We start from the raw sequence: 14624 nt of genomic DNA on the forward strand, positions 1-14624 counted from the left end.
GCCATGGCCCGTTATTCATTCCGTCTGCCTGACATCGGCGAAGGCATTGCCGAGGCCGAAATCGTCGCCTGGCACGTCAAGATCGGCGAGCGCGTCGAGGAAGACGCGCAGCTTGCCGACATGATGACCGACAAGGCGACCGTCGAAATGGAATCGCCCGTTTCGGGGATCGTCGTCGAACTGGCGGGCGAGGTCGGGGACTTGATCCCGATCGGCTCGACGCTGGCAGTGATCGAAACCGACGAAGAGGGTTCGGTCGACGCACCGCCGGCTGATACGCCGGCCGAACAACAGATTGTGGCGGAAACGCCGGGCGCCGAGGAAATCTCCGTCGCCGAGGTTGCAGCGCCGGCCGCGGCTCCCGCACCGACGCCTGCACCTGCACCTGCACCTGCGCCGGTCGCGGCCGCCAGTCATGGCCGCGCCGTCCTCGCATCGCCCGCGGTTCGCGCGCGCGCCAGGGATCTGGGCGTCGATCTGGGTCAGGTGCACGCCGAAGGCGACCGTATTCGCCACGCCGATCTCGACGCCTTCCTCCGTTACAGCGGCGGGCAGGGATATAACGCGCCGGGTGCTTCGCGCGCGCGCGCCGACGAGCCGATCAAGGTCATCGGCATGCGCCGCAAGATCGCCGAGAATATGGCGGCGTCGAAGCGTGCGATCCCGCACTTCACCTATGTCGAGGAAATGGACGTCACCGCGCTCGAAGAGATGCGTGCCGACCTCAACGCCAATCGCGGCGGCCGTCCGAAGTTGACGATGCTGCCGTTCCTGATCGTCGCGATCTGCCGCACCATCCCGCAATTCCCGATGATCAACGCGCGATATGACGACGAAGGCGGTGTGGTGACGCGGTACGGCGCGGTGCATCTGGGTATGGCGACGCAGACCGATGCGGGGCTAATGGTCCCGGTGATCCGCGACGCGCAGGACAAAAATGTCTGGCAGCTCGCCAGCGAGATCACGCGCCTTGCCGAAGCCGCGCGCACCGGCAAGGCGAAGGTCGAGGAACTGACCGGCGGCACGCTGACCGTTACCTCGCTCGGCCCGCTCGGCGGGATCGCGACGACGCCGGTGATCAACCGTCCCGAAGTCGCGATCATCGGCCCGAACAAGATCGTCGAACGTCCGGTTTTCGACGGCGACGAGATTCGCCGGGCAAAGCTGATGAACCTGTCGATCAGCTGCGACCACCGCGTCGTCGATGGCTGGGATGCGGCGAGCTATGTTCAGGCGCTCAAGAAGTTGGTCGAAACGCCGGTTCTGCTGTTCGCAGACTGATTGCGAGGCTGTAGCGGCGAAGGAATCCGGGGCAGTGGACGTTGCCCCGGATTCCTTCGCTACGTGCGCCAGCCGGTTATAGCCCCAGCCCCGCGAAACTCGTCTGGTCGAACTTCAGCTTGAAGGTCACATAGGCGCCCGAACGCGAGAAGCGCGCTTCCTCGAAATCGCGGTCGTGGAAGCCCGCGAAATTATAGCCGAAGGTGATATTCGCGTTCGTCATCGGGGCCAGCGTCACCGTCGGGCCGCCCGCCCAGCTGACCGTATCGGCGTCGGTGCCCACGCGGACGGTGCCCGACGCACCGACATCGACATGCTCGCCAAGGTTGAAGCGGAAGTCGGCGCCGATCAGGTTCGACCAGCCCTTGACGTCATCGACGCCAAAACGGTCGAAATTGTAACGCGTGCCCCAGAAGAAGCCGATTTCGGCGCGCTCGTTCCAGCCTTCGCCGAACCCGCGGTCGCCGAGCGGGGTCCAGTTGACCGACAGGCTGTTGAGGAGGCGGCGGCTCGTCGCGTCGCCGTCGATTGTCAGCGACGGACCACCGATCGGACCGGCCTGACCCGCGACCGCGTCGCGGACCTTGTCCGAACGGAACTCGCTCTTGTTGAGCCACGAAATCTGCGAATCGGCGGGGCGGTGCGCCCAGCTCATTTCGAAGTTGATCACTTCAGTTGTCGGCGCGGCGCCGGCTCCACTCGCCTTGGCGTAAGTGAAGAGTGCGCCGAGCGCGCGGCCTTCGCCGAGCTGGCGGAGGCCGCCGAGCGTCAGGCCGTAACGATTGGCAATTTCGCCATCGCGATATTCGGCGCGGCCGGTCAGCGTCCAGCGGTCGGCGCGATAGGTCGCGCCGGTACTGATCGCCAGGAAATCCTCGGTCAGCGTGCCATTGCCGCCGAGAAAACCGCCTGAGGCGACCGGCTGGTCGACATTGAGCACGTCGCGCGCGCTGATGCCGCCGATGGTGCGGTTGCCATCGACCGACACATCAACCGACCAGCGTTCGCCGAGCTTCAGCGACTGTGACAAGCCATAGGCAGCAAAGCTGCGCGGGCCATATTCGCCAATTTCCTGCTGGTTCGCGGTGGCGAGAAGGCGCGCGCCCGACCAAGGCGTCAGGTCAAAACCCAGCCGCGCGGTGCGCGCCTTGATCGTATCGCCGTCAGCGATCTCGTAGCTGCCGACCAGATTGACGTCGCGGTTGATCGCGTAGCGCGCGCCCAGGCGGTGACGGGTCGGGAAATCGATGCTCGCATCCTTGCTGCCCAGCGCGAATTCGGTCTGCGCGTCGAGTTCGAGCCGCTTGTTGAACAGCCTTTGTGTGGCGCCCAGCTGCACGATGTTCGAGCGGTTGCGCGTTCCGTCGCTCAATCGGTCATCGGCGTGAGTCAGCCCGGCGCGCGCCACGCTGGTGCCATTGTCATATTCGACGAGCGTACGGGCGGCACGGCGGCGGGCATTGGTGTCGAGATAGTCTTCCTGCCAGGCGCTGCCGGTCACCGACAGATTGCGGCTGGCTTTCACACGCGCATCGAAACCGAATTTGCGCGTGCCATTCTCGCCGCTGTTGAGCTGGCCGGTGCCGAAGCCCGCCTCGCGTTCGCGTACATAAGCGAGGAAGTCGGCATTGCTGCTGTGATGCTCGGCCTCGATCAGCCATGCCTTCGCAGTACCGTCGGCGGTCGTGCTGCCGTTGGTCGCCTTGGCATCGCTGACCGCGAGCTCGGCCCGCACTTCGGTCTCGATGGTGGGGCGGTAGCGTGCATCGATACCGCCGAGGTTGGTCTTGGCGTTGCCATCCTCATCATGGATGAAGGTCGCGCCGACGCGCAATTTCTCGTCGTTCGACTGATAGCTCACGCGGCCGCCGGCGTTGAGCACGCGCTGGCCGACGCCGTCGACCTCATATTCGGCGACGATGAACTGCGGGTCGAGGTTTGACGAGCGGCTGAGCACTGGCTCGCGGAAGCGGATCGTGCCCGACAGATAGTCGATGTCGTAATCGACGTGGCGCGACAGGCTGACGCTGTCGACGATGCGCTCGCTGTGCAGCCGGTCGCGCGTTTCGATGACGATCCGCTCGCTGTTCGGGAGGATGTCCTTCGCGCCGAGCTGGTACGGGCCGGTCAGGCCGTTACCCTGGATTTCGTCGCGGCGGAAACGGTAGGGTGTGTCGGCGACGAACGCCGTTGCGGCGACATTACGACCACGATACTCGGCCTTGCCACCGTTGAGCGCGCGCTGATAGCGAGCGAGCTCGGGCTCCGAAATGCCGGTCTCGATATCGCCGAACATCGCATAGAATTGCGGGCGTTCAAGGCGGAGATAGAGTTTACGCACCGATGCGGCGTCGGTGCGCGTCTCGTTACGGTCGGCGTAGATGGTGTAATAGGCGCGCGGATCGATCACGCCGCCAAAGCGTGCATCGTCCTTGTCCTTGTCGCTGTCATACGCCAGCGTCATCAGCCATTTGCCGAGTACACGGCCCTTTGCGTAGAGCGCGAGGCGCGCGTCGGCGTTCAGGTCGTCGAGCGTCTCCGCCGCCGGCTCCATCCGGTCGTCGAGCATATTATAGCCGAGCGTTCCCGCGGCAAAGCCGACCACGGTCCACGGGCGATTGCCCGGATCGAGCCAGGTTTCGATCGTCTGCTTGCGCGTCACCTTGTCGTCGCGGAAGGTGAAATCCATCGCGAGCGTGCCCGACGCAGTGGTCGGCTCGAGCTCGATATAGGCGATGCCGTCGTCGCCATCGATCTTCCATACCGGCTGCGCACGCTCGAGGCCGGCGAGCTGGCGGGCCTGCTGCGCATCGGCTTCGACGGCGGGATAGTATGGGGCAGGGACACTGAAATCCCCCGTCAGGCCGGCGCGGATCGGCTTGCCGTCGCGGTCGGTCAGGCGCACCGCGATCACCGGACGCGTGACGCCGTCAGCAACGAGAACCGATTTTTCGCGGATAAGCGACGCGCGCATTGGGGTGATCGAGTAATGGATGTTGCGTTCGAGCGTTTCGACGAGGTTTCCGCCCGCATCCTTCACTTCGGCGACGAGGCGGTTTTCGCCTTCGCGAATTTCGAGCCCGCGCCACAGGCTGACCGCGACGCCGCCGTCAGCCGACTTGCTGACGCCTTCGAAGGTCAGAGCGTCGGCGGATTTGCCATTCACCCGCAGCGATACCGTCTGTCCGGGCGCGTGTTTGATTGCAGCGCGGATCGCCTTGGAGCGCGGATTGTGGTCGCTGTCGGGAAAGAGCCATCCGATGCCTGGCGTTTGCCCCGCAAGCCAGTCGCGACCAGCGCCCGCAGCCTCGGGGTCGCTCATCACTTTGGGCGTTTCGATGACGGCACTGTTCGGCGCTGCGCGTGGCGCGCTGGAAACGGCGCGGAAATCGGCGCGCTTCAGCGCACCACCGCGGCCTTCGACGAAGCGCGAGATTGCGCTGCCGGCGCTCTGCGTCGAGCGAGCACAATCGATAGCTTCGCGGTCGAGCGGCAAGGTCGACGGATCGATCTGCACAACATGCAGGCCGGGGCGCACGCCTTCGAAATGATAGCGGCCATCCTCGTCGGTGACGGTGTAGCTGCCGTCCTGTAACATTACGCGCACGCCAGCGATGCCGTCGGCCTTGCCCGGATCGACGCTGCAACCGCCATCGGTGATGCGGCCGATGATCGTCATCCGGTCGCCGAGCTGGTCGCGTTTGATCGCGATCGTCGCTTCGGCGATATTGCTCGTCGATCCGCGATTGTCGGTGGCGGTGGCGCGGTTGAGCGCGTTGCCGGGCTGTGCCGATACGATGACCTCGGCCAGATAGGTGAGCAGGGCCGAGCGCGACGCGGCGACGCTAGGCAGCGTGACGGCGAACTCGCGGCCAGTAGCCAAGACAACGGCGTCGACGCGTACGCCATCGACGCGCACGGTGTCGGCGCGCAGGCGCATGCCGGCGGGCAGCACGTCGCGCACCGTCACCGCGCCGGTGTTGCGGCGCGTGTCGCGGTTCGCGACCTCGATACGATATTGGATGACGTCGCCAGGCACCGCGACCTGCGTCGAGGTCGTCTTGCGCAGGATCAGCGGCAGGCCCGGCTGGTCGACCGGAATGTCGACGCGGACGGGCGCCGGACTGTTCAGCGTGAAGGCATTGCTATAGCTGGCGCCGGTGATCGTGAAGGGCAGGCCATCGTCGGGGCGGCGGAGGCCCGCGAGATCGGCGGCGCTCGATTTCGACGGCGCGGTGTAGGGCGCGGGCGGCGCGACGACGAGGCGATAGGTCCCCGGCGCGACGAATGGAAAGCGGTAATCGCCCGGCGGGAAGTTGTAGGTCGTACCGCCTGCGTCGGTGACGCCCTGACCGGTGACGACGCTCGAAGGATAGGCCGAAATGCCGTCATCGCCGAACACCTGCGCGGGCTGACCGGTCGCGGCGTCGACGATCGTCACGCGGCTGCCGGCAACGGGCGCGCCGTCGCCGCTGTCGAACACGATGCCGAACGGGTCGACGAGAAAGTTGATCGTTGCAAGCGCGACAAGGCTGGCGCTGGCCTGATCGGTGACGCGCAGTGTCAGCGGCGCACCGGGATTGACCGACAGACGGCAATCGCCTTGGGCCACAGCAGGCGGAACGCCGATCGTGTTGATGATGCCCACAAATTCGCCGCTGTTGTTTGCGGTCTCGGTCAATATGATTTGTTCACGGTCGCCATTTTCGAGTTCGAGGACGACGGGCAGAGTGTCGCGCTGCTGCGGATCGGTGTTCGCCGATGCGAGCGTTACCCCGACGACAAGCACTTCGCCGGCACGGAAATTGTCGGTGCTTTGCAGCGACGCTGGGGCGGTGGAGATGCCTTCATAGACGCCGCTTAGCGGGATTGCGCTGGTTGCGTTGCCTGAACCGCGAGCCGCCGCGCGCGCCTCCGGTCGGCTGCACTGGGTTGGCGCCAACGGCACCGATTTGTCGCCGCCGCCGTTGGTGAGCCGGTACGTCGTAATCGTCGGCCGCTCGGGCGGACGCGCCGTCACAGTCACATCGACGCGGTTCGACAGCGCCTGACCGGGTTGCCCGTCGTGCGTCCACTGCGCCGAGGCAATGTTCGTGATCACCTGCGCGCGCGCCGGAGGGATCGCAGGCAGCAACGCTGCTGCGACCAAGGCGGTCACAAGGCCGGAAATTTTGGTGTGCAGTGCCATATCAGCTTGAAAGAGGGCAGCGAGAGGCGGTTCTTGGGCCGCACCCGCTGCTCCCTTCTTTACTCGATCAGTTGACGGTCGCGCGGAAGACGAGCGTGCTTGACGTGCCAGCGGCGATCGAAGCGATCATCCCCGACACGTTCGGCGCCGAGTAGCTGCCGCCCGCGGTGCCGTTGAAGTCGCACGTGCCGCTGGGCATGGAACCCGTATAAGTGCCGCCGAGCAGGATCGAACCCGGGACGAAGGTCAACTGGCCGGGAACCGCGTCGTTGATCGCCACCGAGGTCGCTGCGGCGCCGCCGCTGTTGGCGACGGCGATGCAATATTCGACCACTGCACCGGGGATCAATTTCGGATTCGTCGTATTGTTGAACGGATCCGAGATGACACGGCTGCTCTTGGCGACCGCGAGGGTTGCCGTCTGCACCGTATAATCGTCGTTGTCGCTATGCGAGCCGTCGCGCGCGATATCGCCGGCGACGCCCGCGATATCGGCAAAGACGGTGTCCTTGCCCGCCGTGTTCGCGCCCAAGGTTTCGGTGATGGCTGCGCCTTGCGTGCCGGCAAGTCCGCCTTCGCGAGCCGTCGCGCGCAAGGTCACGCCGGCGACTGCCCCGTTGACCACGGCCGGGATCGCGAGCGTCGTCGGGATATCGGCGACGACGAACAGGCGGATCGCCGTATCGACAACAAGTTCGTCGACATAGGCGGTGATCAGCGTGTCACCTGCATCCCAACTGCCGATGGTGCCCGTCACGGTGTTGTCGCGATAGATGCGGATGTTGTTCACATTGAACGTGTCGCCGCCGCCGTGCGCGGCGGTGCCGCCCACGATCTGCGTTGCCACAAGTGCGAAGTCGAGCACTTCGTTCGAGCTGTTGGTCAGCTGAAATGTCGTGACGGCGTTTGCCTGTCCGGGGACGACGCTGGTCGTGACCGTGCCGACTTCTTCGACAAGCAGGTTAATCTTGCGGTCGACGATGAAACTGTTCGCCGCCTGCTGCTGTGCCTGTGTGACACCACCGACCTGATAGTCGACGGTAGCGGTATTCGTGATCGTGGTGCCCGCGGTCGTTCCGGCGGCAAATGCCGGCGTGGCGGCGACGCTCGAAAGCGTCGCCAGACCGATGACACCCATATAAGTCAGCTTGCTGGTCATAGCTGAGCTCCTGGGCTTTATGTTGGTTGCCGTTTCCCCACCGCTGGCAACCGTTAAGCGGTTTAATTCATTCGATTATTTAACAACTCCCCGAAACATGAGCTTGCCCGTTCCGCCGACCGGGATCGGTTTCTGGAAAGCCCAGCGGACGTGCGTGACGTCTGCAGGCTGCGCCGCACGGCGCGTGCCGTCGGTCATCCGAACGGAGAGGTCGGAAAGCAGTCCCCACTGCTTGCCGCCGTCGACTGAAACCAGAGGGCGCGTGTCGCCGGCGTCTGCGAAGCGGACTGCGGCAGGCATCGGGTTGGTAATCACGAATTTATCCGCCGGCTGTGCGCCGGCATTGCGATAGTTGAGCACGAAAACCAGCCGGTCGCCGGGAACGACGACCTTCGGCTCTTCGAGCAAGATGCGTTGCTTGCCCTGGGCGTCGGTCGATACACGTTCGACGAACACATTGTTGTCGAGCGCGACCTGGTTTGCGGCGAGCGCCTGGCCCGGCGCAATCATGGCGAGCAACAGGAAGAGAACGGTGCGCATGCGCATCTCCATCATTTGATCGTGGTACGGAAGGTGACGGTGCGGGTCTGGCCGCCGGCAACGGTGCCGAGTGCGACATTGATCCGTGTGCCATTGTAATCGCCGGCATCGGCGTCTGGCGCGTCGGACAGGCCGCTGCCGCCGAGCGTGATCGAGCCGGGGAAATAGATGGTGTCCGCGGGAATATTGTCGGTGATCGCAAGACCGCTGACCGACCCGCTGCCCGCGACCGTCGCGACGATCGTATAGGTGATCGTTGCGCCCGGGATCGGGTCCGCCGTGTTCAGCGAATTGGTGACGATGGCCGATTTGACGAGCGTGACAGTCGCCGCGGACACGACAAACGCGCCGGTATCCTGCCCGTCGGCCCCCGTCGAGCCGACGACAGCGTCGCCGCCGCCTTCGCCCTGGCCGGCAAAGCTGTAGCCGGGCGTACCAGTACCCGTCTTTGCCGCGGCAACGAGGCTGACGATACCGCGGTTGCCGTCGACAACCGTTCCCGGCGTCGTGGCGACGACAAAAACGATGATGGCTGCATCGGGGTTGAGCGTCGGATCGTTCGCGCCCGGCGTATAGAGTGTGTCGGTGCTGGCATCGAAAAGGCCGTCGCCATTGTCGAGATAGATCTGCGTGACGACGGGGTCGTAATTGTCGCCGCCTGCATTTGCGATCGTGCTGAGGCCGAAGGCTTCAACGCCGTTGCCGTTGTTGGTGACCGAGAAGGTCAGGACCTGCCCCGTTGCGCCCGGCGTCGTCGGAACGTCGGCGGGGTTGCTCGAGTCAACGGTGACGTCGAGCAATTCGTCGACGAGCAGGTCGACGCGGTTCGAATCGATCGTCGTTGGACCGCCGCCCGTGTCATAGCTGGCGCTTGCGGTGTTGCTGATCGTCGAGCCGGCACGCGTCCCTGCGGCTTGAGCCTGCGCCGGCAGCGCGAGCGCGGCCAGCAGGGCGAGTGCTGAACAAGAGGGAAGAAGCTGATGCTTCGCGCCCCCCACAGGCGCTTTCATCATTACTGTGACTCCGAATAGGTTGGTCCTTGGAGCCCTCAGTCGTCGATAAAGGGTAATTTCTGGTTAAAAAGCAGGAAGAAGGACGGATTTTGACCCAGATGGGGACAGACGCGGCCCTATGTTCGTCGCAAACGGGGCGACTGGCGCAAAAAGTAAAGCGCGCGTAAGATGAGGCGGTTAACGAGGAGAGCAGGGGTGGCGGACGACAGGGGGAGCAAAGATACGCGCCCGCCGCGGACCAATCCGCTGCACCAGATCGAGATCGACGATTTCCGGCGCGACCGGCTCCTCGCCGCGCTTGCGCTCATCCTCGGCGCCTCTTTTTGCCTCGGATTGCCTTTTGCGTTGCAGGCAGGCGCGGAGTTCTTTCTGCCGCTGACCGCCGCGATCGTCATCGCGATTGCGCTTGTTCCGCTGCTCGAATGGCTCGAGCGACGCGGAGTGCCATCGGCACTGGCGGCCTTCCTTGCGCTGGCAGCCTTCCTCGCGATTATCAACGCGGCGCTGGCGATCATCGTCGTGCCAGCGACGGGCTGGTTCGCGCGGCTCCCCGATTCGATTCCGCGCATCCAGAGCAATCTGGCGCCGCTGATCGATTTTTATTCAACCCTGCAACGCTTTGTCGACCGCACATTGATGTCGGTTGCAAGCGGAACCGAGGCGACGGCGCAGGCGGTGGCGGCGACGGCGCCGACCTCGGTTGTCGATTATTTCATTACATCGGCACCTGCGGCAGCGATCCAGCTCTTCTTCGCGGTGCTCGTCATCTTCTTCTTCCTCGCCGGCTGGACGCGACTGCGCAAAGGTACGATTCGGCGGCGCGGCAGTTTCGACGGCGCGATGCAGACTGCACGCGTGATCCAGAATGTCGTCGATGCCACCGCCGACTATCTGGCGACGATCACGATGATCAACGCGATTCTCGGTCTGACTGTCTCCCTGCTGCTCTGGGCGCTGGGGATGCCGTCGCCGTTCATGTGGGGCGGAATCGTCAGCATCTGCAATTTCGTTCCCTATCTGGGGCCGATTGTTGCCGCGGTGCTGTTGGGACTCGGCGGGCTGATGACCTTCGACGCAGTTGGTATCGCGCTGCTGCCCGCGCTGATCTTCATCGGCGTCCATCTCGTCGAGGCGAATCTCATCACCCCGCTGGTGCTTGGCAAGCGGCTGACGATCAATCCGCTGCTGATTCTCGTGTCCCTAAGCTTTTGGGGATGGGTGTGGGGGACGCCGGGCGCACTGCTCGCGGTGCCCTTGCTGCTGATTTTGCAGACGGTGCTTGCGTCGACCGGGACGCCCGATCTGGCGGGTTTCCTGTTCGAGCACGGGACGCTGACGACGACCGACGAGGTGCGCGATCGATTAAATCGCACGCATGAGGAAAGCGACGGTTGACAGGCCGGAGCGCGCCGCATATTGGCGCTGCTCCCAAGCACACGCGGGTGTAGCTCAGTTGGTTAGAGTGCCGGCCTGTCACGCCGGAGGTCGCGGGTTCGAGCCCCGTCACTCGCGCCATTCCTTCCATTTTCGGACGGAATGGCCACCGCGTCTTGGGACCATTCCATCGCTGGAATATTGGAAAATGGCGCGGCGCTTCAGCCGCGCCATTTCCCCAATTCCATCCACCGCAACAGCGGCTTCAGCGGCATGATCCAGACGATCCCCGCGACCAGATAGAAAATCGCCTGCACCAGCACCGGCCAGGTTCCGACCCAAGGCGAGACGCTGACGACGATCACCGTCCACACCGCGATCAGCGTCAGGATCAGGAACATGCCGGCGGGTTTGCGCCAGCTCGGTTGGGGGTCGATGGGGTGCTGGCTCACAGGCGGTCTCCACAGAGGATGAATTCTTGTTCGGTCAATATCGCGTCGAGCGCGATGTCGGTCGATTCGCGCGGGGCTGCGTCGATTTCCTGCACCGACCAGCCGATGCCGATCCGCAAGGCATCGGGATGCGCCGCGAAATAGCGATCATAATGGCCACCGCCCTGACCGATTCGGCCGCCTTGGCGATCGAATCCGACGAGCGGACAGAAGATGAGGTGGGGAACGGCCAGTTCGGCATCGCCGGCCGGCTGCTGCGTGCTCCACGGCCCTTTTGCCAGGGCGTCGCCTGGGCGCCAGCGCCGGAAATCCATTTCGGCGACGCGGCGCGCGTGATGGGGCAGGGCGAGCGCACCCGCTTCGGCGATCGGCGCGAACATCGGAATGACATCGGGCTCATCGCCCCATGCAACATAGGCGCCGATCGTGGCGTGATCGGCGAGAAGGTCGGAAAGCGGCGCGGGGAGCGCACGGAAGGCTGCCAGTTGTGCCATGCCGTCGAGATTCGCGGCAAAATGGCGACGCCGAAAACGCAGCCTTTCGCGCAATTTCCGCTTTTGCTGGACCAGATCGGCGGACAAGTCGGTCATCGCCTCCCTCTGAGACTTGGGATCTGGACTGGTTCAATCGGTTGGCGGGACCGCCGAGGTCGTTTGCTGGAAGATCCTCTGACGCCAGTAACGTCAGGTGGGGACCATGTACGTCGGACCAGGGTCCGGGCAGGGACAGCCCCCTAGGATGATGTATCGCCTCAGGGATTTTCGCAAAAGCTCGTGCCGGGCAGTACCCGCCGCCCCCTATGTAGGGTGGCGAGCTGGCTCGCTCAAGGGATTTGCTCGACTTTCGCGGCGAGCGCTTCGATCCGTTCGGCGATTTGCAGCAGGGCGCGGTCGTTCGAGGGCTTTGTGGAAGGCGCAGCGGGTGCCGTCTGACGCGCCGCCTCAAGGTCCTTGAGCGCGGCCTGCTCGCGGGCAATCGCGCCGCGCAGTTCGTCGCGCGCCGCCGCTTCGCGGCTTTCGGCGAGCGCCACGGCGGCGCGAAGCGAATCGGATTGGGGCTCGGACCTTTCGACCTTGCCCTTCGCATCTTGCGCATCGTCGGCGAGCATCAGCGCGGCGAAGAGGAGCTGGCGAACCTCGGTCCCGCCCGCCATTTCGCGGGCCTTTTCATCGACGATAGCGGCGAGCTGGAGCAGTTGCGACTCCTGCCCGTCGGCGCAATGCAGATCATAGGGGCGCCCCGCGATGGTCAGTTTGACATCAGCCACGGTCGGCCTCCGCAATCAGCCGGTCGAGTTCACCGATCACCGCGGTAACTTCGGCTTTCAGCGCCGATTGGTCGGGCGTGGGAGAGGCCACGGCCTCAGGTGGCCGGTTTGCGCGGTCGGTCAGGGCCTTTTCGATGCGGCTAAGCGCGCGTTCGATACGGCCGATGGCCAGGCTGGATTCGTCGAGATCGAGTTCCATGGCGATGGGTTAGCAGCGCGAGGGAGGGGGTGCAATTGCCCTGTCGGTCCAAAATGCGCGGATTTTCCTTCACGGGCGGTTGACTCCTGCCCCCACCACCGCAAAGGGCTGTCCGCATCCGATCCAGACGCTACGTCCGGCGTCTACCCAGCCATTTCCGGGGGACCAATGACATTGCCTGAACGCCAGCTCGCCAACGCAATCCGCGCGCTTGCGATGGATGCCGTACAGGCCGCAAACAGCGGCCATCCGGGGATGCCGATGGGCATGGCCGATGTCGCCACCGTCCTGTATTCGGACTATCTGAAGTTCGACCCGACCGACCCCAAATGGGCCGATCGCGACCGATTCGTTCTCTCGGCGGGCCATGGCTCGATGCTTGCTTATGCAACACTGCACCTCGCGGGCTATGCGCGCCCGACGTTGGGCGACATTCGCAATTTCCGCCAGCTGCACAGCCCGTGCGCCGGCCATCCGGAGAATTTCGAGCTCGAAGGCGTCGAGACGACGACCGGACCGCTGGGGCAGGGGCTTGCGACCTCGGTTGGCATGGCGATCGCCGAACGCCACCTCAATGCGCTCTATGGCAACGATCTGGTCGATCACCGCACTTGGGTGATCGCGGGCGACGGCTGCCTGATGGAAGGCATCAACCACGAAGCGATCGGTCTGGCGGGCCATCTCGGCCTTGGCCGCCTCACCGTGCTGTGGGACGACAACAAGATCACCATCGACGGCTCGACCGATTTGTCGACAAGCGAAGACATTCCGGCGCGCTATGCGGCGACCGGCTGGCACGTCGAAAGCTGCGACGGGCATGACCCCGCCGACATCCGCCGCGCGATCGACGCCGCGCTCGCCGATCCGCGCCCGTCGCTGATCGCGTGCCGCACGATCATCGGCTTCGGTGCGCCGAACAAGCAGGGCACGTCGGCGACGCATGGCGCGCCGCTTGGTGCCGACGAGATTGCCGCCGCGCGCAAGGAACTCGGCTGGACTGCCGAACCGTTCGTCATTCCGGCCGATGTCGCTTCGGCGTGGGCCGCCTTCGGCGAAAAGGGCAAGGCGCTTCATGTCGAATGGAGCACTCGCCTTGCAAGCAACGAAAAGAAAAAGGAATTTGAAGCTCGGTTGAGCGGCAAGGTCGTTCCCGGCGATGCCTTCAAGGCCTATCTCGACGGTCTCGTCGCCGAGCCACCGAAAGTCGCGACGCGCAAGGCGTCGGAGAACACGCTCGGCGCGCTGACGGCCGATATCGCGGCGCTTATCGGTGGCAGCGCCGATCTGACCGGTTCGAACAACACCAAAACTTCGTCGACCAAGCCGTTGACAAAAAATGATTATTCTGGCCGCTATATCTATTATGGCATCCGCGAATTCGGGATGGCCGCGGCTATGAACGGCATGGCGCTTCATGGCGGCGTGGTGCCCTACGGCGGCACTTTCCTTGTGTTCGCCGACTATTGCCGCGCTGCGATCCGCCTGTCGGCGCTCCAGCAGCAGCGCGTTGTCTATGTGATGACGCACGACAGTATCGGCCTTGGCGAAGATGGCCCGACGCACCAGCCGATCGAGCATCTCCAGTCGCTGCGAGCGATGCCTAATCTGCTCGTTCTGCGCCCCGCCGACGCGGTCGAGACCGCCGAATGCTGGGCGCTTGCGCTGGCGCAGGAAAACCGGCCTTCGCTGCTCGCGCTGACGCGTCAGAACCTCCCGCCGCTGCGTCATGACGTCACCGAAAATCTTTGTCTGAAAGGTGGTTACCGCCTTCGCGATGCCGCCGCGGCGCGCAAGGTCGTGCTTGTCGCAACCGGCTCGGAAGTATCGCTCGCGATGGATGTCGCCGACAAGCTCGAAGCGGCTGGGCATGGCGCCGATGTCGTTTCGATGGTGTCGACCGAACTGTTCGACGAACAGAGTGCGACCTATCAGGCCGATATCCTGCCCGACGACGCGCTGGTCGTTTCGATCGAGGCAGGCACGACTTTCGGTTGGGAACGCTATACCGGTCGTCACGGTCTGCGCTTCGGTATCGACAGCTTCGGCGCTTCGGCGCCGATCGACGACCTCTACGCGCATTTCGGTCTGACCGCCGATGCGATTACCCCCCAGATTCTGGCAAAGCTCGGCAACTAAGGACCAGCTGGCCCC

At 64.4% G+C, this 14624-nt stretch carries 11 protein-coding genes and 1 tRNA gene; 4 read left to right on the top strand and 8 right to left on the bottom strand.

The genetic code is table 11. From position 1 onward, the window contains the following. Window positions 1-3: 3 nt before the first annotated feature. Window positions 4-1281: a dihydrolipoamide acetyltransferase family protein gene (locus AC07NV_RS20320; RefSeq protein WP_495168206.1), complete on the top strand. Its 1278-nt coding sequence runs from the start codon at window positions 4-6 to the stop codon at window positions 1279-1281. A gap of 76 nt (window positions 1282-1357) precedes the next feature. On the opposite strand, the gene AC07NV_RS20325 is transcribed toward AC07NV_RS20320, so the two are convergent. From AC07NV_RS20325 to AC07NV_RS20340, 4 genes are all read right to left on the bottom strand, one after another. Beyond that, the gene (locus tag AC07NV_RS20325; RefSeq protein WP_495168207.1) at window positions 1358-6469 is read right to left on the bottom strand and encodes a hypothetical protein; all 5112 of its coding nucleotides are present in this window, start codon (window positions 6467-6469) and stop codon (window positions 1358-1360) included. A gap of 67 nt (window positions 6470-6536) precedes the next feature. Continuing rightward, window positions 6537-7628 carry a hypothetical protein gene (locus tag AC07NV_RS20330; protein WP_495168208.1) on the bottom strand — a complete coding sequence of 364 codons (1092 nt, stop codon included), beginning with the start codon at window positions 7626-7628 and terminating at the stop codon, window positions 6537-6539. Window positions 7629-7703: 75 nt separating this feature from the next. After that, window positions 7704-8168, bottom strand: coding sequence for a hypothetical protein (locus AC07NV_RS20335; RefSeq protein WP_495168209.1), 465 nt, complete (start codon window positions 8166-8168; stop codon window positions 7704-7706). A gap of 11 nt (window positions 8169-8179) precedes the next feature. Next, the gene (locus tag AC07NV_RS20340; RefSeq protein WP_495168210.1) at window positions 8180-9181 is read right to left on the bottom strand and encodes a hypothetical protein; all 1002 of its coding nucleotides are present in this window, start codon (window positions 9179-9181) and stop codon (window positions 8180-8182) included. A gap of 168 nt (window positions 9182-9349) precedes the next feature. On the opposite strand from AC07NV_RS20340, the gene AC07NV_RS20345 reads away from it, so the two are divergent. Both AC07NV_RS20345 and AC07NV_RS20350 read left to right on the top strand, forming a co-directional pair. Then, window positions 9350-10576 carry an AI-2E family transporter gene (locus AC07NV_RS20345; protein WP_495168211.1) on the top strand — a complete coding sequence of 409 codons (1227 nt, stop codon included), beginning with the start codon at window positions 9350-9352 and terminating at the stop codon, window positions 10574-10576. Window positions 10577-10619: 43 nt separating this feature from the next. Then, window positions 10620-10696, top strand: a tRNA-Asp gene (locus tag AC07NV_RS20350). 80 nt (window positions 10697-10776) lie between these two features. On the opposite strand, the gene AC07NV_RS20355 is transcribed toward AC07NV_RS20350, so the two are convergent. The 4 genes from AC07NV_RS20355 to AC07NV_RS20370 all read right to left on the bottom strand — a co-directional run bounded on the left by AC07NV_RS20355 (window position 10777) and on the right by AC07NV_RS20370 (window position 12473). Next, complete coding sequence (locus AC07NV_RS20355; RefSeq protein ID WP_495168212.1) at window positions 10777-11007, bottom strand: DUF2842 domain-containing protein; 231 nt, start codon at window positions 11005-11007, stop codon at window positions 10777-10779. Continuing rightward, window positions 11004-11597 (bottom strand): 5-formyltetrahydrofolate cyclo-ligase, encoded by a 594-nt coding sequence (locus tag AC07NV_RS20360; RefSeq protein ID WP_495168213.1) that lies wholly within the window; start codon window positions 11595-11597, stop codon window positions 11004-11006. The genes AC07NV_RS20355 and AC07NV_RS20360 overlap by 4 nt, the downstream gene beginning before the upstream one ends. Window positions 11598-11830: 233 nt before the next feature. Continuing rightward, window positions 11831-12274: a cell division protein ZapA gene (locus AC07NV_RS20365; RefSeq protein ID WP_495168214.1), complete on the bottom strand. Its 444-nt coding sequence runs from the start codon at window positions 12272-12274 to the stop codon at window positions 11831-11833. Continuing rightward, on the bottom strand, window positions 12267-12473 hold the full coding sequence (locus tag AC07NV_RS20370) for a hypothetical protein (RefSeq protein ID WP_495168215.1): 207 nt from the start codon (window positions 12471-12473) through the stop codon (window positions 12267-12269). The genes AC07NV_RS20365 and AC07NV_RS20370 overlap by 8 nt, the downstream gene beginning before the upstream one ends. Window positions 12474-12641: 168 nt before the next feature. On the opposite strand from AC07NV_RS20370, the gene tkt reads away from it, so the two are divergent. Continuing rightward, a complete protein-coding gene (gene tkt / locus AC07NV_RS20375; RefSeq protein ID WP_495168216.1) occupies window positions 12642-14609 on the top strand; it encodes a transketolase in 1968 nt (655 codons plus the stop codon). The last annotated feature ends 15 nt before the right edge of the window (window positions 14610-14624 follow it).

The sequence above is a fragment of the Sphingopyxis sp. GW821-FHT10B01 genome, from assembly GCF_059415685.1.

Bases quoted from the DNA above. Each gene is read 5' to 3' on its own strand.
- AC07NV_RS20370 (WP_495168215.1), bottom strand. From the start codon at position 12,473: ATGGAACTCGATCTCGACGAATCCAGCCTGGCCATCGGCCGTATCGAA.
- AC07NV_RS20360 (WP_495168213.1), bottom strand. From the start codon at position 11,597: ATGACCGACTTGTCCGCCGATCTGGTCCAGCAAAAGCGGAAATTGCGC.
- AC07NV_RS20335 (WP_495168209.1), bottom strand. From the start codon at position 8,168: ATGCGCACCGTTCTCTTCCTGTTGCTCGCCATGATTGCGCCGGGCCAG.
- AC07NV_RS20330 (WP_495168208.1), bottom strand. From the start codon at position 7,628: ATGACCAGCAAGCTGACTTATATGGGTGTCATCGGTCTGGCGACGCTT.
- AC07NV_RS20340 (WP_495168210.1), bottom strand. From the start codon at position 9,181: ATGATGAAAGCGCCTGTGGGGGGCGCGAAGCATCAGCTTCTTCCCTCT.
- AC07NV_RS20320 (WP_495168206.1), top strand. From the start codon at position 4: ATGGCCCGTTATTCATTCCGTCTGCCTGACATCGGCGAAGGCATTGCC.
- tkt (WP_495168216.1), top strand. From the start codon at position 12,642: ATGACATTGCCTGAACGCCAGCTCGCCAACGCAATCCGCGCGCTTGCG.
- AC07NV_RS20345 (WP_495168211.1), top strand. From the start codon at position 9,350: ATGAGGCGGTTAACGAGGAGAGCAGGGGTGGCGGACGACAGGGGGAGC.
- AC07NV_RS20325 (WP_495168207.1), bottom strand. From the start codon at position 6,469: ATGGCACTGCACACCAAAATTTCCGGCCTTGTGACCGCCTTGGTCGCA.